Below are 22,241 nucleotides of genomic sequence, written 5' to 3'. Positions count from 1 at the left end.
CGCTCAGCCGGCCTTGAACAGGCCCTCCGGTTTCCAGATCAGGATGAGGGCCATGAGCACGTACACCAGCACCCCGGCGGCCGAGGGCAGCAGCACCTTGCCGAAGGTGTCCACGAAGCCGATCAGCAGGGCCGCCAGCAGCGCGCCGCGGATCGAGCCGATGCCGCCGATCACCACCACCACGAAGCAGATGATCAGCACCTGGTTGCCCATGCCCGGGTACACGCTGCTGACGGGCGCGGCCACCATGCCGGCCAGCGCCGCGATGGCGACCCCCGCGGCGAACACCACGCGGTAGAGGAACTGGATGTCGATGCCCAGGCTCTGCACCATCTCGCGGTTGCTGCTGCCGGCGCGGATCATCATGCCCAGGCGCGTGCGGGTGAACACCAGGTACATGCCCAGCGCCAGCGCCACGCACACGCCCGAGATGAAGAGCCGGTAGACCGGGTAGGTCATCATGTCCCCCAGTGGCAGCGCGCCAGCCAGGATGGCGGGCGGGTTGACCCCGTGCACGTCGTCCCCCACCAGCAGGCTGCGCACTTCCTCGAACACCAGGATCAGGCCGTAGGTCATGAGCACCTGCTGCAGGTGCTCGCGCTGGTAGAGGTAGCTGTAGAAGGCCCACTCGAGCACGTAGCCCAGCGCCACCGCCAGCACGGTGCCCGCCACCAGCACCGAGAAGAACCCGCCGCCGAAGGTCGCGGCGATCGGCTGCGTCAGCGCGAAGGCCATGTAGGCCCCCACCATGTAGAAGCTGCCGTGCGCCAGGTTGATCACGCCCATGATCCCGAAGATCAGCGTCAACCCGCTCGCCACCAGGAACAGCAGCAGCCCGTACTGCAGCGAGTTCAGGCACTGGATGAGGAAAGTGGCGAAGTCCACGGTAATACCGGAAGTAAAGGAAGAGGCGGCAACAGAGCTTAAGCGACCCAGGCCCAGCGCCCGGACGCCGAGCTCCTCACGCGGCCGCGCGGCCGGCGCAGCCGACCGCGCAGGCCCTTTGGGAGCCCACCGCGGAACCGGCTTCGCCGGGCCGCCGGTGGCGCCCCCCCTTGGGGGGAGGCGCCGCAGGCGCATCGGGGGGTCACAACCTGCATCCGCGCGCGGGATCGGCCAACGCCTTCACCGCCACCCCGATGAACTTGTTCTCCTTCTGCCCCACCTGCCGCAGGTAGATGTCCTGCACCGGGTTGTGGGCCTTGGAGAGGGTGAACGCGCCCCGCGGGCTGTCGATCTTCGCCTTCTCCAGCGCGGCCGCGAATTCGGCCTTCTTCGCCAGGTCGCCCTTCACCGCGTTCAGGCCGATGGCCAGCATCTGCGCCGCGTCGTAGCCCTGCACCGCGTACACGTCGGGCTGCAGCTTGTAGGTCTTGGCGTAGGCGAGGCGGAAGCTCTTGTCGCGCGGGATGTCCAGGCTGTCGGCGTAGTGCAGGGTGGTGAGCATGCCGTCCGCGTCCGCACCCTGCGCTTCCAGCGTGCCGTCGGTGATGAAGCCGGCGCCGTACAGCGGGATGCGGCCCTTGAGGCCGGCCGCCGCATAGTCCTTGACGAACTTCACCGCGCCGCCGCCGGCGAAGAAGGTGTAGACCGCGTCCGGCTTGGCGGCGGCGATCTCGGTCAGCAGGGCCTGGAATTCCACGTTGGGGAAGGGCAGCGACAGTTCCTTGGTGACCTTGCCGCCGTGCTTCTCGAAGGCCTCCTTGAAGCCACGCACGCTTTCGTCGCCGGCCGCGTACTTCCAGGTGATGGTGATGACGTTCTTGTGGCCCTTCTTGGCCATCACCTCGCCCATGGCGTAACCCGGCTGCCAGTTCGAGAAACTGGAGCGGAAGATGTTCTGCGCGCACATGGGCCCGGTCACCGCGTCGGCGCCGGCGTTGGGCACGATCAGCAGCGTGCCGCTGTCTTTCGCGACCTTGGCCATGGCCATGGCCACGCCCGAATGCACCGTGCCCACCAGCACGTCCACGCCGTCGCGCTTGACCAGCTTGTTGGCGTTGTCGGTGGCCTTGGCCGGGTCGCTCTCGTCGTCGACCTTGAAGAACTCCACCTCGCGGCCGCCGAGCTTGCCGCCCTGTTCGGCGACGTAGAGGCGGAAGCCGTTCTCGATGGCGGTGCCCAGCGAGGCGAAGGTGCCGGTGTAGGGCAGCATGAGGCCGACCTTGACCTTGCCGGTGCCCTGGGCCTGGGCGAGGGAGGCGAGCGCGGCCAGGGCGAGGGCGGCGGCGATGCGGGTGGGTTTCATGGAACGGTGTCTCCGGTGGGCTTGTTGTCGTTGTGGTGAAGGGACGCGCCTCAGCGCGCGGCCGACTGCTTTTCCAGCTCGCGCAGCTTGAAGCGCTGGATCTTGCCGGTGGCGGTCTTGGGCAGGTCGCTGACGAACTCGATGAAGCGCGGGTACTTGTAGGGCGCGAGCCGGTCCTTCACAAAGGCCTTCAGTTCGGCCTCGTCGGTGTGGGCGCCGGCCTTGAGCACCACGAAGGCCTTGGTCTTGGTCAGGCCCTCGGCGTCCTCGGTGCCTATCACCGCGGCCTCCAGCACCGCCGGGTGCTGCACCAGCGTGGCCTCGACCTCGAAGGGGCTGACGTAGATGCCGCTGACCTTGAGCATGTCGTCGCTGCGGCCGCCGTAGGTGTAGGTGCCGTCGGCGTTGCGCACGTACTTGTCGCCGCTCTTGGTCCAGCCGCCGTGGAAGGTCTCGCGCGTCTTCTCGCGGTTGCCCCAGTACATCATCGCCGCGCTGGGGCCCTGGATGTACAGGTCGCCGGGCTCGCCGTCGGGCACGGGCTGGCCGTCGTCGCCGCGCAGCTGCACCTCGTAGCCGGGCACCGGCCAGCCCGTGGTGCCGTAGCGCACCTGGCCGGGCCGGTTGGACAGGAAGATGTGCAGCATCTCGGTGGAGCCGATGCCATCGACGATGTCGGTGCCGAAATGCGCCTTGAAGCGCTCGCCGATCTCGGCCGGCAGGGCCTCGCCGGCGGAGGACACCAGCCGCAGCGCCACCGCGCTGCGCGCGGGCAGGGCGGGTGAGGCCAGCATGCCGGCGAAACCGGTGGGCGCGCCGTAGAAGACCGTGGGCTTCACGCCGCCGACGCTGCCCGTCAGGCGCTGGAAGGTGGCGTCCGGCGTGGGGCGCTCGGCCATGAGCAGGGTGGTGGCGCCCACGCTCATGGGGAAGGTGAGCGCGTTGCCCAGGCCGTAGGCGAAGAAGAGCTTGGCGGCCGAGAAGCACACGTCGCCCTCGCCCAGCTGCAGGATGGCCTTGCCGTACAGCTCGGCCGTCCAGTAGGGGTTGGCGTGCGAGTGCACCGTGCCCTTGGGCCGGCCGGTGGAGCCCGAGGAGTAGAGCCAGAAGCCGGGGTCGTCACGGCTGGTGCGCGCCGGCTTGGCCAGCGGGGTGGCCGCCGCCAGGAAAGTCTCGAACTCCACCTCGGCGGGGTGCAGCGGCGCCACCGGGCGCGAGACGATCACCTTGCTCACCTCGTGGTCGCTGCGCACCATGGCGGCCGTCACCGCGGGCAGCAGCGCGCCCGAGACCAGCACCGCCTGGGCCCGCGAGTGCTCCAGCATGTAGGCGTAGTCGTCGGCGGTGAGCAGCGTGTTCACCGCCACCGGCACCAGCCCGGCGTACATCGCGCCCAGGAAGGCCACCGGCCAGTCGTTGCAGTCCTGCATCAGCAGCAGCACGCGTTCCTCGCGGCGGATGCCCAGGCCGCGCAGCGCGGCCGCGGCGCGGCGCACCCGCTCGTCCAGCTCGCCGTAGCGCAGGGTGCCGAGGTCGTCGATGAAGGCGGCCTTGCCGGGGCGCTGGGCGTTCTGCGCCAGCAGGTGGCCCGCGAAGTTGAAGGTTTCGGCGGGAGGCGGGACCTGGGTGTGGGGCATGGCGGACCTCAGTTCAAGCGGTTCAGGACGGACGTCGCGGCCTGGACGGCGGCGCGGCGGTGGTAGAAGTTCAGGGCCCGGGCGCCGCCCAGTTCCTCGCCGCCGCCGGCCCGGCCGGGGCCGCCGTGCAGCGATTGCGGCATCACGTTGCCGTGGCCGGTGTGCAGCGCCGCGACCTCGGGCGAGATGACGTGCACGCGGCCGTGGCTGTCGGCCAGCTCCAGCGCGGCAGCGCCCAGGGCGGCGGCGTCGCTGCCGTACAGCGACGCCACCAGCGAGCCCTGGCCGCGGCGCACCAGCGCCATCGCATGCGCCGCATCACGGTAGGGGATGAGCGTGGCGACGGGGCCGAAGACCTCCACGTCGTGCACCACCGGGTTGCCGTCCGCGTCGCGCGTGCCCAAGAGCGTGGGTCCCACGCAGCAGGCCACGGCCGGGTCGGCGTCCACCAGCGGCTGCTGGCGACCGTCGTGCAGCACCTCGGCGTGGCGGGCGAGCAGGGCGATGCCGTCCTTGACCGACGCCAGTTGCGCACGGCTGACCAGCGAGCCCATGCGCACGGATTCGTTGCGCGGGTTGCCCACCGCGGTCTTGCCCAGGCGCGCCGCAATGGCTTCGGCGGCCTGGGTGTACAGCGCCTCGGGCACGAAGACACGGCGGATCGCGGTGCACTTCTGGCCCGACTTCACCGTCATCTCGCGGGCCACTTCCTTGACCAGCAGATCGAAGGCCTCGGCGCCCTCGCCGGGCAGCAGCACGGCGCTGTTGATGCTGTCGGCCTCGATGTTCACGCGCACCGAGCGCTGCGCCACGGCTTGGTGCGAGCGGATCACGGCGGCGGTGTCGGCCGAGCCGGTGAAGGAGACCACGTCGAAGGGCTGCAGCGCATCCATCAGGCCCGTCGAGGAGCCGCAGACGACGGACAGCGCGCCCGGCGGCAGCACGCCGGCGGCGAGCACGTCGGCGACCATGCACTGGGTCAGCCACGCGGTGGCCGTGGCGGGCTTGACGATCACCGGCACGCCCGACAGCAGGGCCGGCCCGGCTTTCTCCCACAGGCCCCAGGAGGGGAAGTTGAAGGCGTTGATGAAGAGCGCCACGCCCCGCGTGGGCACCTGCAGGTGCTGCGACTGGAAGGCCGGGTCCTTGCCCAGGCGGGCGGCATCCCCGTCCAGCAGGTGGCGGCGATCGCCCAGGGCCTCGCCCATCTTCGCGTAGGTCGAGAGGGTGTAGATGCCGCCGTCCACGTCCACGGCCGTGTCGTTCTTGACCGTGCCGCTGTTGGCGGTGGAGATCTCGTAATAGAGGTCCCGGTTCGCCTGCAGCACCTTGCCGACCGCCGCCAGCATGGCGCCCCGCTGGGCATAGCTCATGGCGCGCAGGGCGGCCCCGCCCGTCTCCCGGGCGAAGGCGAAGCCGGCCGCCAGGTCCAGGCCGGTGGCATCCACCCGCACGAGCTCGGTGCCCAGCACGGGGTCGAACAGGGGGGTGCCCGGGCCAGTGCCGGCCTGGGCACGGCCGCCCAGGTGGTTCAGGAGAAGTTCGCTCATGGGTGCCTTCGCGGGTTGACCGGGCGCAGGAAATGCCGGGTCATTCGACCGGCCGGCTTGTCTGCCACCCGAAGATGCACTATCGTGCGTGCAAATGTAGAACCCAGGTTCGCCTCATGTCAAGCACAATACTGCATGTTCCCGGGATTTCCCTAGATTCCAGGCCCGCCGACGAGCCGGTGGACGGGCTGGCTGGCGCGCCCGCCAAGCACCCTTTCCTGGTCGGGCTGGGGGACCGGGTGCGCGCCTTGCGCGCCCGCCGCGGCATGACCCGCAAGGCCCTGGCGGCGGCGGCCGACGTGTCCGAGCGGCACCTGGGCAACCTCGAACTGGGGGTCGGCAACGCCTCCATCCTGATCCTGCTGCAGGTGGCGCAGGCCCTGCGCTGCACCCTGGCCGAGCTGCTGGGGGACGAGACCACGCGCTCGCCCGAGTGGCTGATGATCCGCGAGCTGCTGGAGCACCGCGACGAGGCCACCCTGCGGCGCGTGCGCGAGGCCATCGCCCCCATCGTGGATTCGGCGGCGGCCGTGGCCACGGCGCGGCCCCCGCGCATCGCCCTGATCGGGCTGCGAGGCGCCGGCAAGAGCACGCTGGGCCGCATGCTGGCCGAAGACCTGGATTTCCCCTTCGTGGAGCTGAGCCGCGAGATCGAGAAGTTCGCCGGTTGCACGGTGGGCGAGATCCAGGGCCTGTACGGCCAGAGCGCCTACCGACGCTACGAGCGCCGCGCGATGGAGGAGGCGATCCAGATCTACCCCGAGGCGGTGATCGCCACCCCCGGCGGGTTGGTGTCGGACCCGGCCACCTTTAACCTCGCGCTGTCGCACTGCACCACGGTGTGGCTCAAGGCGCACCCGGAGGACCACATGAACCGCGTCGCCGCCCAGGGCGACGTGCGCCCCATGGCCGGCAACCAGGAGGCCATGGAGGACTTGCGCGGCATCCTGGCCACCCGCGCGCCCTTCTACGCCAAGGCCGAACTGCACCTGGACACCAGCGCCCAGCCCCTGGACGAGACCTTCCTGGCCCTGCGCGCGCTGGTGCGGCGCTCGCTGCAGCTCGCCGAGTGAGACGCAGCCTGCTTCCGGTGTCTGCTCAGAACTAGGGTAAATACTAGGAAGCAAACTGCTTGTCTTGACCCGTCTAAATGCACTATGATGCGTCTTATCGCAGCGCATCCTGCGCAACTTACTGCACTTCTCCTGGAGATCCAGCCGTGTCCCAAGTCCAAGCCCCAGAAACCGGCGTCGCGCCGGTCGAGTACCAGACGCACCCCAGCCGCTACCGCCACTGGAAGCTGAGTTTCGAAGGCCCGGTGGCCCGGCTGGTGGCCGACTTCGACGAGAACGGCGGCCTGCGCCCTGGCTACAAGCTCAAGCTCAACAGCTACGACCTGGGCGTGGACATCGAGCTGAACGACGCCATCAACCGCGTCCGCTTCGAACACCCGGAAGTGCGCACCGTGATCGTCACCAGCGCCAAGGAGAAGGTGTTCTGCTCCGGCGCCAACATCTTCATGCTGGGCGTTTCCAGCCACGCCTGGAAGGTGAACTTCTGCAAGTTCACCAACGAGACGCGCAACGGCCTGGAGGATTCCAGCCAGCACAGCGGCCTGAAGTTCCTGGCGGCCGTGAACGGCGCCTGCGCCGGCGGCGGTTACGAGCTGGCCCTGGCCTGCGACGAGATCATCCTGGTGGACGACCGCAACAGCGCGGTGAGCCTGCCCGAGGTGCCGCTGCTGGGCGTGCTGCCCGGCACCGGGGGCCTCACCCGGGTCACCGACAAGCGCCACGTGCGCCACGACCTGGCCGACATCTTCTGCACCACCTCCGAAGGCGTGCGCGGCCAGAAGGCGGTGGACTGGCGCCTGGTGGACGAGGCGGTGAAGCCCGCCAACTTCGCCGCCCGCGTGCAGGAACGCGCCCTGGAGCTGGCCGCCAAGAGCGACCGCCCCGCCAACGCCAAGGGCGTGGAGCTCAAGCCGCTGGACCGCACGGTGGAAGCCGATGCCCTGCGCTACCCCTTCGTCACCGTCGAGATCGACCGCGCGAAGCGCGTCGCGACCTTCACCGTGAAGGCGCCGGACGCCGACGTGCCCGCCGACGTCGCCGGCATCGAGGCCGCGGGCTGCGAGTGGTACCCGCTGGCCCTCGCGCGCCAGCTGGAGGACGCGATCCTGATGATGCGCACCAACGAGCTCGACATCGGCCTCTGGCTGATCAAGACCCAGGGCGACGCCGCCAGGGTGCGTGCCATGGACGCCGCCCTGCTGGCGAACAAGGGCCACTGGTTCGTGCGCGAGACCATCGGCCACCTGCGCCGCACGCTCAGCCGCCTGGACGTCTCCAGCCGCAGCCTGTTCGCGCTCATCGAGCCGGGCTCCTGCTTCGCCGGCACCTTCCTCGAACTGGCCCTGGCCTGCGACCGCAGCTACCACCTGGCCCTGCCGGACGACGAGGACCAGGCTCCCCGCATCGAGGTGGGCGACACCAACTTCGGCCTCTACCCCATGGCCACCGGCCAGAGCCGCCTGGGCCGCCGCTTCTACGACGAGCAGCCCGCGCTGGACAAGGTGCGCGCCGTGGCCGGACAGCCGCTGGACGCGGATGCCGCCTTCGCCGTCGGCCTGGTCACCAGCAACCCGGACGACATCGACTGGCCGGACGAGACCCGCCTGGCCATCGAGGAGCGTGTCTCCATGAGCCCCGACGCGCTGACCGGCATGGAAGCCAACCTGCGCTTCAACGGCCCCGAGAACATGTTCACCCGCGTGTTCGGCCGCCTGACGGCCTGGCAGAACTGGATCTTCCAGCGCCCCAACGCCGTCGGCGACAAGGGTGCGCTCAAGGTGTACGGCAAGGGCGAGCGTGCCGCCTTCGATTTCAACCGCGTCTGAACTCCAGGAGACAGGGCCATGAGCAACATCGACTACAGCGAAAAGATCCCCAACAACGTCAACCTGAGCGAGGACCGCACCCTGCAGCGCGCCCTGGAACAGTGGCAGCCCAACTACCTGAGCTGGTGGCAGGACATGGGCCCGGACGGCAGCCAGGACTTCGACGTCTACCTGCGCACCGCCGTCAGCGTGGACCCGGAAGGCTGGGCCCAGTTCGGCCACGTGAAGATGCCCGACTACCGCTGGGGCATCTTCCTGAACCCGGCCGAGAAGGACCGCAAGATCCATTTCGGCGACCACATGGGCGAAGCCGCCTGGCAGGACGTGCCCGGCGAGTACCGCGCCAACCTGCGCCGCATCATCGTCACCCAGGGTGACACGGAGCCGGCGTCGGTCGAGCAGCAGCGCCACCTGGGCCTGACCTGCCCCAGCCAGTACGACCTGCGCAACCTGTTCCAGGTGAACGTGGAAGAGGGCCGCCACCTGTGGGCCATGGTCTACCTGCTGCACAAGTACTTCGGCAAGGACGGCCGCGAGGAGGGCGAGGCCCTGCTGGAGCGCCGCTCGGGCAACGAGGACAACCCGCGCATCCTGCAGGCCTTCAACGAGGCCACGCCGGACTGGCTGTCCTTCTTCATGTTCACGTACTTCACGGATCGTGACGGCAAGTTCCAGCTCTGCGCCCTGGCCGAGTCGTCCTTCGATCCGCTGGCCCGCACCACCAAGTTCATGCTCACCGAGGAAGCGCACCACATGTTCGTGGGCGAATCCGGCGTGGGCCGCGTGATCCAGCGTACCTGCCAGGCGATGAACGAGCTCAAGACCGACGACCCGGCCAAGCTTCGCGCCGCCGGCGTGATCGACCTGCCGTTGATCCAGCGCTACCTGAACTTCCACTTCTCGGTGACCATCGACCTGTTCGGCGCCGACGAGTCCTCCAATGCCGCGACCTTCTACTCCACCGGCCTGAAGGGCCGCTACGAGGAAGGCAAGCGCGTGGACGACCACCAGCTGCGCGGCCAGACCTACAAGGTGCTGAACGTGGTGAACGGGCAGCTGGTCGAGAAGGAAGTGCCCATGCTCAACGCGCTGAACGAAGTGCTGCGCGACGACTACATCAAGGACTCCATGGCCGGCGTGGGCCGCTGGAACAAGCTGATCGAGAAGGCCGGCATCCCCTTGCGCCTGACCACCCCGCACAAGGCCTTCCACCGCAACATCGGCGCGCTCTCGGGCGTCAAGGTGTCGCCGGACGGCCGCGTGATGAGCGAGTCCGAGTGGGCCGCGAAGGTCAACGAGTGGCTGCCCTCCGACGAAGACCGCGCTTACGTGCACAGCCTGATGGGCCGTGTGGTGGAGCCGGGCAAGTTCGCCAACTGGATCGCGCCGCCCGTCATGGGCATCAACCGCCAGCCGGTGAACTTCGAGTACGTTCGCTTCAACTGACCTGAAACGCCCGGCGGCCGCCACCGCCGGGCAGCCTGCGAGCCCACCATGGATGCCTCCGACGCCCTCTTCATCCAGCAGCACCTGATCGACCCGGAAATCTGCATCCGGTGCAACACCTGCGAGTCGGTGTGCCCGCAGAAGGCGATCACGCACGACGCCAACAACTACGTGGTGAGCGCGGCGTTGTGCAACCTGTGCATGGCCTGCGTGCCGCCGTGCCCCACGGGCAGCATCGACAACTGGCGCAAGATGCCCCGGGTGCGGGCCTACACCGTGGAGGACCAGTTCGGCTGGGAGTCGCTGCCTGCCGAGCTGAGCGAAAGCGAACTGGTGGAAGCCGCGGGCGGCGATGCCGCGGCGGTGGTGGCCGAGGTGCAAACGGCGGCGCAGGCGCCCGAGGCGGCTGCCGCCTCGCAGGCCCTGGAGCCGCAGTTCAACAGCGCGGAATACGGTGCGCTGGTGCCGCCCTGGTCGGCGGCCCATGCCTTCACCAACCTCTACGGCCCCAAGTCGCCGCAGAAATCGGTGGAAGCCACGGTGGCCGGCAACGTGCGCGTGACCGAGGTGGGCAAGGACTACGACACCCACCACATCGTGCTGGATTTCGGCAGCACGCCCTTCCCGGTGCTGGAGGGCCAGAGCCTGGGCATCGTGCCGCCTGGGACCGATGCCAAGGGCCGGCCGCACCACGCGCGCCAGTACAGCATCGCCAGCCCGCGCAACGGCGAGCGACCCGGCTACAACAACGTGTCGCTGACCATCAAGCGCGTGCTGGAGGACCACCAGGGCCAGCCGGTGCGCGGCGTGGCCAGCAACTACATGTGCGACCTGCAGGTGGGCGACAAGGTGCAGGTGATCGGGCCCTTCGGCGCGAGCTTCCTGATGCCCAACCACCCGAAGAGCCACATCGTGATGATCTGCACCGGCACGGGCAGCGCGCCCATGCGGGCGATGACCGAGTGGCGGCGCCGCCTGCGCAAGTCGGGCAAGTTCGAGGGCGGGCGCTTGATGCTGTTCTTCGGCGCCCGCACCCGGGAGGAACTGCCGTACTTCGGCCCGCTGCAGAGCCTGCCCAAGGATTTCATCGACACGCACTTCGCCTTCAGCCGCACGCCCGGGCAGCCGCGCAAGTACGTGCAGAACGCGATGCGCGAGCGCGCGGCCGACCTGGCGCCCCTGCTGGCGGACCCCAACGCCTACTTTTATGTCTGTGGCCTGAAGGCCATGGAGGAGGGCGTGGTGCTGGCGCTCAAGGACATCGCCACGCAGGCTGGGATGGACTGGGATGCGGTCGGTCCTGCGCTCAAGCGCGACGGGCGGCTGCACCTGGAGACTTATTGAGCTTGGGGTCTGCTGCTGATGGTGGTGGACCGGGTTCCAAGTGCCATGCGGTGCGCTTCGAGCCTGCATCGCGTCAGGCAAACCCATCCCCGGCCGCCGGCAGCCCGCTGCCGCGCCCAATGGGGCGGTCGGCACTTCGTGTCCGACTTCCCCTGCGATGCTCGGTCCAGGCCCCGCGGCGTAACTCGCTACGCGCTGGCTGCGCCAGCGCTTCGCTCAGACAGACGCCGCAAGTCAGAAAGCTGGGGGCCTGGCCCTGCGCTTCTCGGGCGCCCCATAGGGCGCGGCAGCGGGCAGCCGACGGCCGGGGCTGGGTTTGCCAGTGGCACGGTGGCGCGCAGCCGTTGAGCGCCGACGTCAATTCATTCTTTCGTGGTGCGGGCGCTCCACCGTCGTGCACCCAGATGGTCTTCTCGCCCCGCTGGCCGGCCTGTGGCGGGGGCGATTTGTGACGCGGCTGGAATTTGCGGCCTGGGGTCGGGAGCGCGGTCCGCAGGTCCGCGCGTCGTTTCATGCTCACGGCGCCTGTTTGAGCGAAGCGGTGGCGCAGCCAGCGCGTAGCGAGTTGCGCCGTGCCGGCCCCAGGCCGCAAATTCCAGCGGAGTCCGCGCAGCGGACCGCGGCAGTATGAGCCCCCGCCACAGGCCGGCCAGCGGGGCGAGCGCGAGGTCGACGAGCGAAGCCCGACACCAGCCAGAACCAGCGATTTGAGTGCGAGGTCTCAGTGCGAACTGAACCCCGGGGCTCTTACGCCGGCTTGCTCACCATCCCGGAAGCCACCGCCTGTACCGCCAGCCGGTAACCAGCGACCCCCAGCCCCACCATCACGCCCGAGGCGATGTCCGACAGGTAGCTGTGGTGGCGGAAGGCCTCACGGGCGTGCACGTTGGAGATGTGCACTTCGATGAAGGGGATCGCCACGCCGGCGAAGGCGTCGCGGATCGCGACGCTGGTGTGGGTGAAGGCGCCCGGATTGATCACGATCCAGTCCACGCCCTCGCCGCGGGCTGCGTGGATGCGGTCCACGATCGCGCCTTCGTGGTTGCTCTGGAAGTCGGCCAGCGTCGCGCCATGGCGCTGCGCTTCCTCGCGGCACATCGCCACCACGTCGGCCAGCGAGGTGGTGCCGTACTTCTGCGGCTCGCGCGTGCCGAGCAGGTTGAGGTTGGGGCCGTTGAGCAGCAGGATGTTCATGGCGTGTCTTTCAGGCGGGGTGGGGCTTGCGCCTCATCTGCGCAAGCGTACCACCGGGCGGGGCGGCGCTCAGCCGGCGATGGCCTGCGCCACGGCCTCGCCGACCTTGATGCCGTCCACGCCGGCCGACAGGATGCCGCCGGCATAGCCCGCGCCCTCGCCGGCCGGGTAGAGGCCGCGCACGTTCAGGCTCTGGAAATCCTCGCCGCGCGTGATCCGGATCGGGGACGAGGTGCGCGTCTCCAGCCCGGTCATCACCGCATCGGGCATGTCGTAGCCGCGGATCTTGCGGCCGAACACCGGCAGGGCTTCGCGCATGGCCTCGACCGCGAAGGCCGGCAGGGCCTCGGCCAGGTCCACCAGCTTCACGCCCGGCTTGTAGGAGGGGATGACGCTGCCGAACTCCGTGGAAGGCCGGCCGGCCAGGAAGTCGCCCACCAGCTGGCCCGGCGCATCGTAGGTGCCGCCGCCGATCGTGAAGGCCCGGCTCTCCAGCGCGCGCTGCAGCGCCACGCCGGCAAGCGGGGAGCCCGGGTAATCGGTGGCCGGGTCTATGCCCACCACCATGCCGGCATTGGCGTTGCGCTCGTTGCGCGAGTACTGGCTCATGCCGTTGGTCACCACGCGGCCCGGCTCCGAAGTGGCGGCCACCACGGTGCCGCCCGGGCACATGCAGAAGCTGTACACCGTGCGGCCGTTGCTGGCGTGGTGCACCAGCTTGTAGTCGGCCGCGCCCAGCAGCGGGTGGCCGGCGTGCCGGCCCCAGCGGGCGCGGTCGATCACGCCCTGCGGATGCTCGATGCGCACGCCGATGGAGAAGGGCTTGGCCTCCACGAAGACGCCGCGCGCGTGCAGCATTTCGAAGGTGTCGCGGGAGCTGTGGCCCAGTGCCAGCACCACATGGTCGGCGCGGAGTTCATGGGACTGGCCGGTCGCCTGGTCGAGCACCGTGAGGCCGCGCACCGCGCCGCCCTCGATGTGCAGGTCGGTCACACGCTGCTGGAAGCGCACCTCGCCCCCCAGGCGGATGATCTCCTCGCGCATGTGCTCCACCACCTTCACCAGCTTGAAGGTGCCGATGTGCGGGTGCGCGGCGTAGAGGATCTCGGGCGGGGCGCCGGCCTTCACGAATTCGGCCATCACCTTGCGGCCCAGGTGGCGCGGGTCCTTGATCTGGCTGTAGAGCTTGCCGTCCGAGAAGGTGCCCGCGCCGCCTTCGCCGAACTGCACGTTGCTCTCGGGTTGCAGCTCGCGCTTGCGCCACAGGCCCCAGGTGTCCTTGGTGCGCTCGCGCACCGGCTTGCCGCGTTCCAGCACGATGGGCGCCAGGCCCATCTGCGCCAGCGCCAGCGCCGCGAAGATGCCGCAGGGGCCGAAGCCCACCACCACCGGGCGCACGGCCGGCGGCTGCGCCAGGTGCACCGGCGGGTGCCAGGCCATGTCGGGCGAGGGGGCCACGTGCGGGTTGCCGGCCAGGCGCTTGAGCACGGCGGGCTCCTGCGCGGGATCGGCCAGGGCGACGTCGACGATGTAGACGACGAAGAGCTCGGCCTTGCGCGCGTCGAAGCTGCGCTTGTGCACGTGCAGGCTGGCGATGGCGGCCTCGGGCAGCGCCAGCACGCGGGCGGCGGCCGTGCGCAGCGGGCCTTCGGGGTGGGTGCCCTCTTCGGCCGGCAGGTCGGCCAGGGGCAGCTTGATTTCAGCGAGTCGGATCATGGGCGTGGGCCCGTGGTGATCGGGCAGGACGTCGGCAGGGGATAATACCCGGGTGAAGCCCGCCAGGCCGTCGCTGGCACCGCATGGGAAACCTGGTGCTGGAGGAACGTCCGGACTGCAAAGGGCAGCGTAGCAGGTAACACCTGTCCACCGTGAGGTGAGGATCAGAGCAACAGAGACGAGCCGGTTCAGTCCGGGTGAAACGGGCAATCTCTACGCGCAGCAACACCGAATAGGCCGGCATTGAGATGGCTCCGTGGAGCCGGCGGGTAGGTGGCACCGAGCCGGGTGGGCGACCCCCGGCCCAGATGAATGACGGTCAGCCCCGGCGACGGGGTCACAGAATCCGGCGTATCGGTGGACTTCACACTTTTTTCAGGGCAGGCCACGCAGGCGCGCGGCCTGCTTTTAGACTGGGCGGATGAGCTTGAACGCCTTGCGCCTTCTTCGCCTCGCGATGCTGGGTGCTGCCTTGGGCGCGGTGATCCCCGGCCGCGCACAGGCCCCGTCGGCGCCGGTGCCGCCCGCGGCGGGTTCCGAATCCGCTGCGGCCCCGGCCCCCGCCGTTCCTGCATCGGCCGCGCCACCCGCATCGGCTTCCTTGGCGCCTGCGGCGGCCGTGCGCCCTCCGGACGCAGCCAGCGCAGCGCCCGCCCCTGCGCAAGCTGCCTCCTCCGCCCTGCATCCGCCCGCGAGCCGCATGGGCCAGGCCGTCACCGCCCCGCTGTCCGACCTGAACCTGGTGCGGGCGGAGATCCCGTCCGCGCTGCAGGCCGCGCTCAAGGCGCCGTATGCCGCGCCCGCTCAGGGCGGCTGCGCGGGCTTCACCGCCGAGGTGCAGGCGCTGGACGCCGCGCTCGGGGCCGACCTGGACACGCCGCAGACCGCCGCCAATCCCAGCCTGATCGAGCGCGGCCAGGCGGCCGCCGGCGATGCGATCGTGGACGCGGTGCGCAGCACCACCGAGGGCGTGATCCCCTTCCGGTGCTGGGTGCGCAGGCTGACCGGCGCCGAGCGTTACGCCCGCGAGGTGCAGGCCGCGATCACCGCGGGCACGGTGCGCCGCGCCTACCTCAAGGGCCTGGGCGAGGCCGCCAGCTGCGCCGTGCCGGCCGCGCCGCGGCGCTAGCCCGCTGCGGCAGCGGCGGGGCCGGCTTCAGCCCGCCAGCCCCAGCGCCTCGATGCGCTGCACATGCTGCAGAGGGCAGCGTAGCAGTTAATCCCTGTCCACCGTGAGGTGAGGATCAGAGCAACAGAGAAGAGCCGGTTCAGTCCGGGTGAACCGGGCAATCCTTGCGCGCAGCAACACCGAAAAGGCCGGCATTGAGAGGGCTCCGTGGAGCCGGCGGGTGGCACCGAGCCGGGTGGGCGCCCCCGGTCCAGAGGAATGACGGTCAGGCCCGGGCAACCGGGCCCAGAGCAAGATCCTTGGACTTGTCCAGACCTTCCTTAACTTACGCGCCCGTTCAGCGCTGTAAGTGCTCAGCGGAAGTGTGCAGCCCACGCATGAAGGCGCACATTGCGGTGGACACCGACGGCGGCCTGGCACGCACAGTGACCTCCACCGCTGCCAGCAGCACAGCCGTGGTCTGAACAGCAGCGCCTTACACGGCATCACCGCGACGGGTCTTCTTCCGCTCGGCGGCGCACCCGGTGCATGCAAAACTGATCTGGCTCGTGGTGATCCCTCTCTGTATTGATCAAAGTGCCACCTCACGATCCGTGGACTTGACCTTGCCTCAGTTGTTGCAAGTTGGAGCGTGGCAGTAGGAATCTCTTTTTATGTCCTGAATCGCGAGGTTGCTACGCCTGGAGAAACGGTTCGTTCCAGTTGCCGAACTGCGATGCAACGTGGAGCTACGCTCCGTCCCACAAGCTCATGCTTGATCGCGTTGAGGCCGCGCATCTGGTGAACTTAATCACCGGGTCGTGGAGATACGGAGGACGAAGTTCCCATTGCAATGACAACGAGCCGGGGCGCGCAGAACTGCCCCCTCGGCGATCTGTTTCCCATGAAGGCCCTATCCGGACATCAAGAGGCGACTGCCAAACAGCCAGCGCCCATTGCCCTGTTTCGAGCGGAAGCAGTCAAAGCTAAGAGTGGAGACTGGCTCGGCGAAGTTGTGATCGTGCAGCCGGCGTCCACCAGTCTGCTTGCTGGCGTGGCTTTTCTGATCGGGAGTGCCCTGATCGCCTTCTGCGTCTTCGGGGAGTACACGAAGAAGGCTCGCGTCTCGGGTTACGTCGTGCCTGATCGAGGCTTGCTGAAGGTGTACGCGGAGCAAGCAGGACAGATCACGGCGTTGAATATCTCCGAAGGCGACAAAGTGCGCCGCGGAGATGTGCTCGCAGCCATCTCTAGCGAGAAGGTCAACTCAAACGGCGCGACGCAAGACTTCATCCTGCGGCAGATGCAGGTGAGGGAGCGCAGCCTGGAAGCCGAGATCGAGAAGTCCGCCGAGCTGTTCCGACAACAGGAGGCGTCGTTGAAGGCGCGGCTGACACGAATCGTCGACGAACTCGCGCAGTTGAATGCTACAGCGAGGCTACAACGGGAGAGCATGGAAGCAGCCCAGGTCACTTTCGAGCGCACGGCGCAACTCCAGGCTGCCGGGTACCTCTCGGAGGTCGCCCTGCAGGAAAAACGCCTGGCCTTGCTCGATCAGCGCCAGAGGCTGTCCGAACTGCTTCGAGCACACACGGCGCTTGAGCGGGAAAAGCTGACCCTCGAGCTGGAGGCCGACTCCATCCCGCTGCGCCGCGACAACGCGATCGAAGCGCTCAGGCGATCCCAGTCAGAGCTTCGCGCAGCGGCGACTGAGACGGAAACCCGCCGCGAGGAGCGCCTGACCGCTCCCCAAGACGGAACGGTCAGTGGCTTGCAGCTTCACCTTGGCAAGCAAGTGCTGCCTGGCAACGCGCTGTTCAGCATCATCCCGGCCAACACGCGGCTTCAGGTCGACCTCTATGTCCCAAGCCGGGATGTGGGCTTCGTGCGGCCGGGCGCCACAGTGAGGCTGCAGTACCAGGCATTCGCGTACCAGAAGTTCGGAACGTATGAGGCCCAGGTGCTTCGGGTATCGCGAACGGCGTTACCTGCCAGCGATCTTCCGTTCCCAGCACCAACTGGAGAACTCTTCTACATCGTGTCCGCCATCCCTGCGTCTCAGACGGTGAAGGCGTATAACCGGGACGAGCCTATTCAATCCGGTATGCAGGTCAACGCTGACATATAGCTGGATCGACGCTCGATCATTGAATGGATCATGGAGCCGCTCATCTCCGTGACAAAGAGAGCCTGATGCGCGGCATCGGCGACGTGCACTTCGGCTGGTTCCGGCGCGTGCCGTGCGTCCTCCAAAGCGAGGTCGCCGAGTGTGGCCTGGCCTGCTTGGCCATGATTTCCGCATACCACGGTGCAGACATCGGGATCAGCGAGTTACGAAGGCGATTTCCATCGTCATTGCGTGGCCTCAACGGCGTGCAGCTGATCGAGATCGCTTCTCAAATCGGCCTCGTGGGAAGGCCGCTGCGAGCTGAGTTGGCCGCCTTACAGTTCGTCTCTACACCTGCAATCTTGCATTGGGACTTCCAGCACTTCGTTGTACTCAAGAGCGCCGGCAACGATCGCTTCAAGATTCTCGACCCAGCCAGTGGCGAGAAGGTGTTGAGCTCGCAGGATATTTCGCGCCACTTCACGGGGATCGTCTTCGAGTTCGAACCCAGCTTGGAGTTCAGGTCGCAGGCACCGCGCAAACGCATTGCTCTGCACGATGTGATAGGGCGGGTCACGGGTCTGCGCGGATCGCTGGTTCGGGTGTTCCTGCTGGCGATGGTGATGGAGGTCTTCGGCATCGCCGGCCCATTCCTCACGCAGTGGCTGATCGACGATGCGCTCGTCTCGGTTGATCGAGATCTGGTCAAGACAATCTAATCGGCATTCTATGCCTCGCCATGTTGCAGGCCGCGATCTCGTTGGTTCGTGCTTGGGTGATTCTTCGGATGACGACAAGCCTGAATCTGCAGTGGTCGGGCAACGTTGTCCGCCATCTGCTGGACCTGCCGGCGGACTATTTCCAGCGTCGGCACCTTGGCGACGTGTTGTCGCGATTCTCCGCGGTCGCCAACATCCAGCAGGGGCTCAGCACGACGGTCGTCTCTGCGCTGATCGACGGGCTGATGGCCATCACACTGCTGGTAATGATGCTGATCTACAGCGCAGTGCTGGCTGGTGTTGCGGTGGTCGCGGTCGTTCTCTATGGCGGGATGCGGGTTGCCAAATATGGCGCGTTCCGCCGAGCAACGGAAGGCCAGATTGTGCGCCAAGCTGTCAGCCAGAGCCAGCTCATGGAAACGCTCCGGGGTATTCAAGCCGTCAAGCTGTTCAACGGGCAGGCCACTCGGTGGGCTCGCTACATGAAGACGCAGGTCGAAATTGCCAATGGTCAAGTGCGACTGCAACGCCTGACCATCAGCTTTCAGACCGGCAACTCACTTCTTGTCGCGACCGAGGGCGCGGTGATCCTATGGGTCGGAAGCAGCGACGTCTTGACTGGCGCGATGAGTGTCGGGATGCTGATCGCCTTCGTCTCGTACAAGGACCAGTTCACCTCTCGAGCGTTGAATCTGATCGATCGTACGCTGGACCTGGTGATGCTCGGGCTGCAAGCCGAGCGCCTTGCCGACATTGTCCTGGCGGTGCCTGAACCCAAGCCTGCAGTCATTCACCACGCTGTCGAAGAACTGCCTGCCACGCTTGAACTGCGCAACGTTCGATTTCGCCACGCCCAGGGCGAGCCATGGATTCTCGATGGCGTGAACTTGCGTGTGGAGGCAGGCGAATCGATCGTCATCGTGGGGCCGTCCGGTTGCGGCAAGACCACGCTGCTCAAGGTCATCCTTGGCTTGCTGCAGCCTCAAGAGGGCGACATCTTGGTAGGTGGCATCCCCTTGGGACAGCTTGGACTTCCAGCGTACCGGTCCATCGTCGGTGCCGTGATGCAGAGCGACAGCCTGTTCGCCGGCTCCCTCACGGACAACATCAGCTTCTTTGACGCTAGGCCGGATCAGAAGCGGGTCGAACGGGTGGCTCGACTTGCGCAAATACATGCTGCGATTTGCAAGATGCCCATGGGCTACAACACATTGGTTGGGGATATGGGTAATTCCCTTTCTGGTGGTCAGATCCAGAGACTCTTCTTTGCCCGCGCCCTGTACAAAGCACCTAAATTTCTCGTTCTTGATGAAGCAACCAGCCATCTAGACGAGCTGAGTGAAGGGGCATTGCTCGGCGAGTTGAAGTCGATGCAGATGACTCGAGTCTCGGTTGCGCACCGATCTCAGGAAATCACTCGTGGCGGGCGAGTTCTCGAATTTGCTTGGATAAACGGCGTTGCAGCTGCTTCCGAGCACCATGCAGGTGTTAGGGACGAACCAAATTAACAGAATCTGCCGCGCCCCGCGGCGGGTAGCCCGCCTCGCTCTCGAGGCACACATGGAGGACAGAAAATGACAAGCCTATCCGATCAATCGATTCGCACGATCACTCCAGCAGAACTTCTGGCTGTTGGTGGTGGACTGAGTGATCCGACCCAGAACCCCTTTGGATACGCTGACCTTGCTAATCCAGTTGGAAGTGTAAATATCGTACGAGCGGTATTACGCCTCGGCCTGGAAGTCATCGACGTCGTTTCTAGAGGTCAATTTCTCTATCAGACTGCAGCCGCGCTCGGAATGCCTACCCCCGGCATGGCCGATTCGAATAGCAACGAGAATGACAATGGAGGCACCTCATATGGCACGGGGGTCTGCAACACCTTCGGATGCAGCGGAAGCGACTGGTAGGTAAGCAGTACAGCATCAAGGCACTGCGGTCTTAGGTCACAGTGCTATTGAATGCATATGTTCAAATTCAAATCTTCATCGTCAATTTGTGGCCTCTTGATTTTGGCCCTTTCACTGCCATTGATTCTTACCGTAGGGCTAGGTCAATTAGGTCTAACGCAAACCTCCTACGTAGTCTTCCTTGCCTTCACGGAAGAGATCATATTTCGATTCGGCCTCTTTCGGATTGCCCTCAAATGGCTCCGTCTTCCTGTCGCGGTTCTAGCATCTGCCATCGTTTTTGCTGCCTCTCATCTCCCAACCGCAGGTTTACCGATGTATCTGTTAGAAGGCGTTACATTGGCGATGGTGTATTTCATTACAGGTTCGCTTCTGGTCTGCTGCAGCCTCCACAGTGCCCATAACTTAATTGTCATTGCCCTTACTCACAAGCAATGGGCATGGGAGTATCACGAGCTCGTCGTGCCTGCCGCGACTCTCTTGGGGATTTGGGGACTTGTGAAGATCGTAATATTCTGCCTTATGTTCTTGCCGGTTGTCCGTAGAGATGCAAAAGGGTGGGAATGGGTCGGCACACAGCCAGCTAACTCAGGCTGAAGCATTCCCGAGCAATTTCTGTGAATTCAAATGAATAAGGTTGCGCTCTTTTTTTGCTGCTAAGCGTACTCCGTATCCCGCGAAACTCATCTGGCCCACCGTTCTCGCCTCCTTCGCGTCGATTCATGGGCGAACGCATGATCGGGGGGCTTGTTCACACCTTCGTTGAGGCACGAGGGTTGAGGCAACTGCAGTCCCTCAGCCCACCAGCCCCAGCGCCTCGATGCGTTGCACGTGCGCCAGCAGCGAGCGCTGGGCCAGCGGCCACATGCGCGGCGGCACGTCGTCGTAGGCCAGTTCCACCCAGTCGGCCAGGCCGCCGTGCGGCCGCGCCTGCATGGCGGCGACCACCTTGGCCTCGCGCTTGAGCCGGTGGGCCTTGAGGTGCGCGATCACCTGCTGCGGGAAGCCCAGCACGTGGCCGTGGGCCGGCAGGATGAACTCGACACCCGCTTCGCGGCAAGCCGCGGCGAGCTTGTCCAGCGAGTCCAGGTAGTCCGTCATGTCGCCGTCCGGCGGGTCCACCACCGTGGTGCTGCCGTTGAGGATGTGGTCGCCCGAGAACAGCAGGCCGTCTTCTTCCAGCAGCAGGCAGGCGTGGTTCGCGGCGTGGCCCGGCGTGTGGATCGCGCGCAGGCTGTGCCGCGCGCCGCCGCCCTCGACGAAGAGCACCTGTCCGTCCGCCAGCACATGGTCCGGCGTGAAGGCGCTGGCCGGCCGCGCCGTGGGTGCCGAAGGCAGGCCCCAGATCGGCGGCCTGTTCTCGCAGAGGGCCTGCAGCGGCCGGGCGCCGGGCGAATGGTCGGGGTGCGAGTGCGTGCAGACGATCAGCTTCACCTGGCCGCCCGTCGCGCGCCACAGGCGCTGGACGTGCTCGGCGTCGTCCGGGCCCGGGTCAATCGCGATGTAGCCGCTGGCCGGGTCGCCCACCAGGTAGCTGTTGGTGCCGGGGCCCGTCATCACGCCTGCATTGGGCGCTGTCAGCCGCAAGAGGTTGCGCAGCAGGGGCACCGGCTGGTCGCAGCGCCAGTCCAGGTGGTGGACCATCTGCCCGTCGGGGCTGACCAGGGCCAGCTCGCCGAAGGGCATCTCGTCCTCCATGAAGCGGGCTTCCTCGCCGCGCACGAAGCCACCGCGCGGGCAGCTGGTCCACAGCGGCTGTTCGCCGGCACAGGCCGCCAGCACGGCGGCGACGTCGGCGAATTTCGCCAGCCGCTGCAGCGTGCGGATGGTGGGGAAGATCATGAAGAATCTGCCGGCCTCGTGCCGCGTCAGGGCATCGGCCGGCCGCACCCACACCGGCTCGAACTGCTCGGCCTCGTCGGCCACGGGCACCTGGCCTTCGGGCATGCGGGCCACCAGGAAGGGCACGTCGAAGCGGCGGGGCAGGTCGCGGTCGGTGACCCAGTGCGCCAGCACGAAGACCTCGTCGGCCGCCAGCCGCAGCCCGCGCGCCTGGCACTGGGCGAAGAAGTCGCCCTGGCGGTCCAGCGCGGCGATGTCGGCCGCGTCGGCCGCACGGCCGTCGGCATGGCGGGCGATCAGCACGCCCAGCTCCTCGAAGCTCTCACGGATCGCCGCGATGGCCTGGGTCAGCCGCAGGTCGTCCTGGCCCGGCCGGCGCGCGGCCTGGGCGTGCGCGCCGTGGTCCGCGGCGTCGATGCCGCCGCCGGGGAACACGTAGGCGCCCGGCGCAAAGCTGGCTGTCGCCGAGCGCCGCGTCATCAGCACCTCGAAGCCGCCGGGCGCATCGCGCAGCAGCAGGA

General features: G+C 67.2%; 17 protein-coding genes and 1 other RNA gene. 11 read left to right on the top strand and 7 right to left on the bottom strand.

Annotated features, from left to right (window positions below; all coding sequences use genetic code 11):
• Positions 1 to 3 precede the first annotated feature (3 nt).
• The 4 genes from IM725_RS12765 to IM725_RS12750 form a co-directional block, all read right to left on the bottom strand.
• On the bottom strand, positions 4 to 885 hold the full coding sequence (locus IM725_RS12765) for a branched-chain amino acid ABC transporter permease (RefSeq protein WP_193780983.1): 882 nt from the start codon (positions 883 to 885) through the stop codon (positions 4 to 6).
• 202 nt (positions 886 to 1,087) lie between these two features.
• Positions 1,088 to 2,302, bottom strand: a complete 1,215-nt coding sequence (locus tag IM725_RS12760) for an ABC transporter substrate-binding protein (RefSeq protein WP_227753787.1) — start codon at positions 2,300 to 2,302, stop codon at positions 1,088 to 1,090.
• A complete protein-coding gene (locus tag IM725_RS12755; protein WP_193780981.1) occupies positions 2,299 to 3,885 on the bottom strand; it encodes a benzoate-CoA ligase family protein in 1,587 nt (528 codons plus the stop codon). The genes IM725_RS12760 and IM725_RS12755 overlap by 4 nt, the downstream gene beginning before the upstream one ends.
• Before the next feature lie 8 nt (positions 3,886 to 3,893).
• Positions 3,894 to 5,435 (bottom strand): 3,4-dehydroadipyl-CoA semialdehyde dehydrogenase, encoded by a 1,542-nt coding sequence (locus IM725_RS12750; RefSeq protein WP_193780980.1) that lies wholly within the window; start codon positions 5,433 to 5,435, stop codon positions 3,894 to 3,896.
• Between the two features lie 116 nt (positions 5,436 to 5,551).
• On the opposite strand from IM725_RS12750, the gene IM725_RS12745 reads away from it, so the two are divergent.
• The 4 genes from IM725_RS12745 (at position 5,552) to boxA (ending at position 11,124) form a co-directional block, all read left to right on the top strand.
• A complete protein-coding gene (locus IM725_RS12745; protein WP_193780979.1) occupies positions 5,552 to 6,508 on the top strand; it encodes a helix-turn-helix transcriptional regulator in 957 nt (318 codons plus the stop codon).
• Positions 6,509 to 6,585: 77 nt separating this feature from the next.
• On the top strand, positions 6,586 to 8,334 hold the full coding sequence (gene boxC / locus IM725_RS12740; RefSeq protein ID WP_193780978.1) for a 2,3-epoxybenzoyl-CoA dihydrolase: 1,749 nt from the start codon (positions 6,586 to 6,588) through the stop codon (positions 8,332 to 8,334).
• An 18-nt stretch (positions 8,335 to 8,352) separates the two neighbouring features.
• A complete protein-coding gene (gene boxB / locus IM725_RS12735) occupies positions 8,353 to 9,780 on the top strand; it encodes a benzoyl-CoA 2,3-epoxidase subunit BoxB (protein ID WP_193780977.1) in 1,428 nt (475 codons plus the stop codon).
• 48 nt (positions 9,781 to 9,828) lie between these two features.
• Positions 9,829 to 11,124 (top strand): benzoyl-CoA 2,3-epoxidase subunit BoxA, encoded by a 1,296-nt coding sequence (gene boxA / locus IM725_RS12730; protein WP_193780976.1) that lies wholly within the window; start codon positions 9,829 to 9,831, stop codon positions 11,122 to 11,124.
• Positions 11,125 to 11,871: 747 nt separating this feature from the next.
• Here boxA and aroQ read toward each other — a convergent pair.
• Both aroQ and IM725_RS12720 read right to left on the bottom strand, forming a co-directional pair.
• Positions 11,872 to 12,318, bottom strand: coding sequence for a type II 3-dehydroquinate dehydratase (aroQ, locus tag IM725_RS12725; RefSeq protein ID WP_193780975.1), 447 nt, complete (start codon positions 12,316 to 12,318; stop codon positions 11,872 to 11,874).
• 69 nt (positions 12,319 to 12,387) lie between these two features.
• Positions 12,388 to 14,034, bottom strand: a complete 1,647-nt coding sequence (locus IM725_RS12720; RefSeq protein WP_193780974.1) for an NAD(P)/FAD-dependent oxidoreductase — start codon at positions 14,032 to 14,034, stop codon at positions 12,388 to 12,390.
• Between the two features lie 54 nt (positions 14,035 to 14,088).
• On the opposite strand from IM725_RS12720, the gene rnpB reads away from it, so the two are divergent.
• The 7 genes from rnpB (at position 14,089) to IM725_RS12685 (ending at position 20,475) form a co-directional block, all read left to right on the top strand.
• An RNA gene (gene rnpB / locus IM725_RS12715) (RNase P RNA component class A) lies at positions 14,089 to 14,404 on the top strand.
• A 330-nt stretch (positions 14,405 to 14,734) separates the two neighbouring features.
• The gene (locus tag IM725_RS12710) at positions 14,735 to 15,163 is read left to right on the top strand and encodes a hypothetical protein (protein ID WP_193780973.1); all 429 of its coding nucleotides are present in this window, start codon (positions 14,735 to 14,737) and stop codon (positions 15,161 to 15,163) included.
• Positions 15,164 to 16,046: 883 nt separating this feature from the next.
• Positions 16,047 to 17,270 (top strand): HlyD family secretion protein, encoded by a 1,224-nt coding sequence (locus tag IM725_RS12705; protein WP_193780972.1) that lies wholly within the window; start codon positions 16,047 to 16,049, stop codon positions 17,268 to 17,270.
• Between the two features lie 65 nt (positions 17,271 to 17,335).
• Positions 17,336 to 17,968 (top strand): cysteine peptidase family C39 domain-containing protein, encoded by a 633-nt coding sequence (locus tag IM725_RS12700; RefSeq protein WP_193780971.1) that lies wholly within the window; start codon positions 17,336 to 17,338, stop codon positions 17,966 to 17,968.
• Positions 17,969 to 17,988: 20 nt separating this feature from the next.
• Positions 17,989 to 19,476, top strand: coding sequence for a peptidase domain-containing ABC transporter (locus tag IM725_RS12695; RefSeq protein WP_193780970.1), 1,488 nt, complete (start codon positions 17,989 to 17,991; stop codon positions 19,474 to 19,476).
• A 66-nt stretch (positions 19,477 to 19,542) separates the two neighbouring features.
• The gene (locus IM725_RS12690; protein ID WP_193780969.1) at positions 19,543 to 19,878 is read left to right on the top strand and encodes a hypothetical protein; all 336 of its coding nucleotides are present in this window, start codon (positions 19,543 to 19,545) and stop codon (positions 19,876 to 19,878) included.
• A gap of 57 nt (positions 19,879 to 19,935) precedes the next feature.
• Positions 19,936 to 20,475 carry a CPBP family intramembrane glutamic endopeptidase gene (locus tag IM725_RS12685; protein ID WP_193780968.1) on the top strand — a complete coding sequence of 180 codons (540 nt, stop codon included), beginning with the start codon at positions 19,936 to 19,938 and terminating at the stop codon, positions 20,473 to 20,475.
• 198 nt (positions 20,476 to 20,673) lie between these two features.
• Here IM725_RS12685 and IM725_RS12680 read toward each other — a convergent pair.
• On the bottom strand, positions 20,674 to 22,241 hold a 1,568-nt coding region (locus IM725_RS12680), incomplete at its 5' end, for an MBL fold metallo-hydrolase (protein WP_193780967.1).

Source organism: Ramlibacter aquaticus (genome assembly GCF_015159745.1).
Taxonomy (GTDB): domain Bacteria; phylum Pseudomonadota; class Gammaproteobacteria; order Burkholderiales; family Burkholderiaceae_C; genus Ramlibacter; species Ramlibacter aquaticus.
The sequence above is the reverse complement of the archived record's forward strand: the minus strand, read 5'-3'. Positions and strand labels throughout refer to the sequence as shown.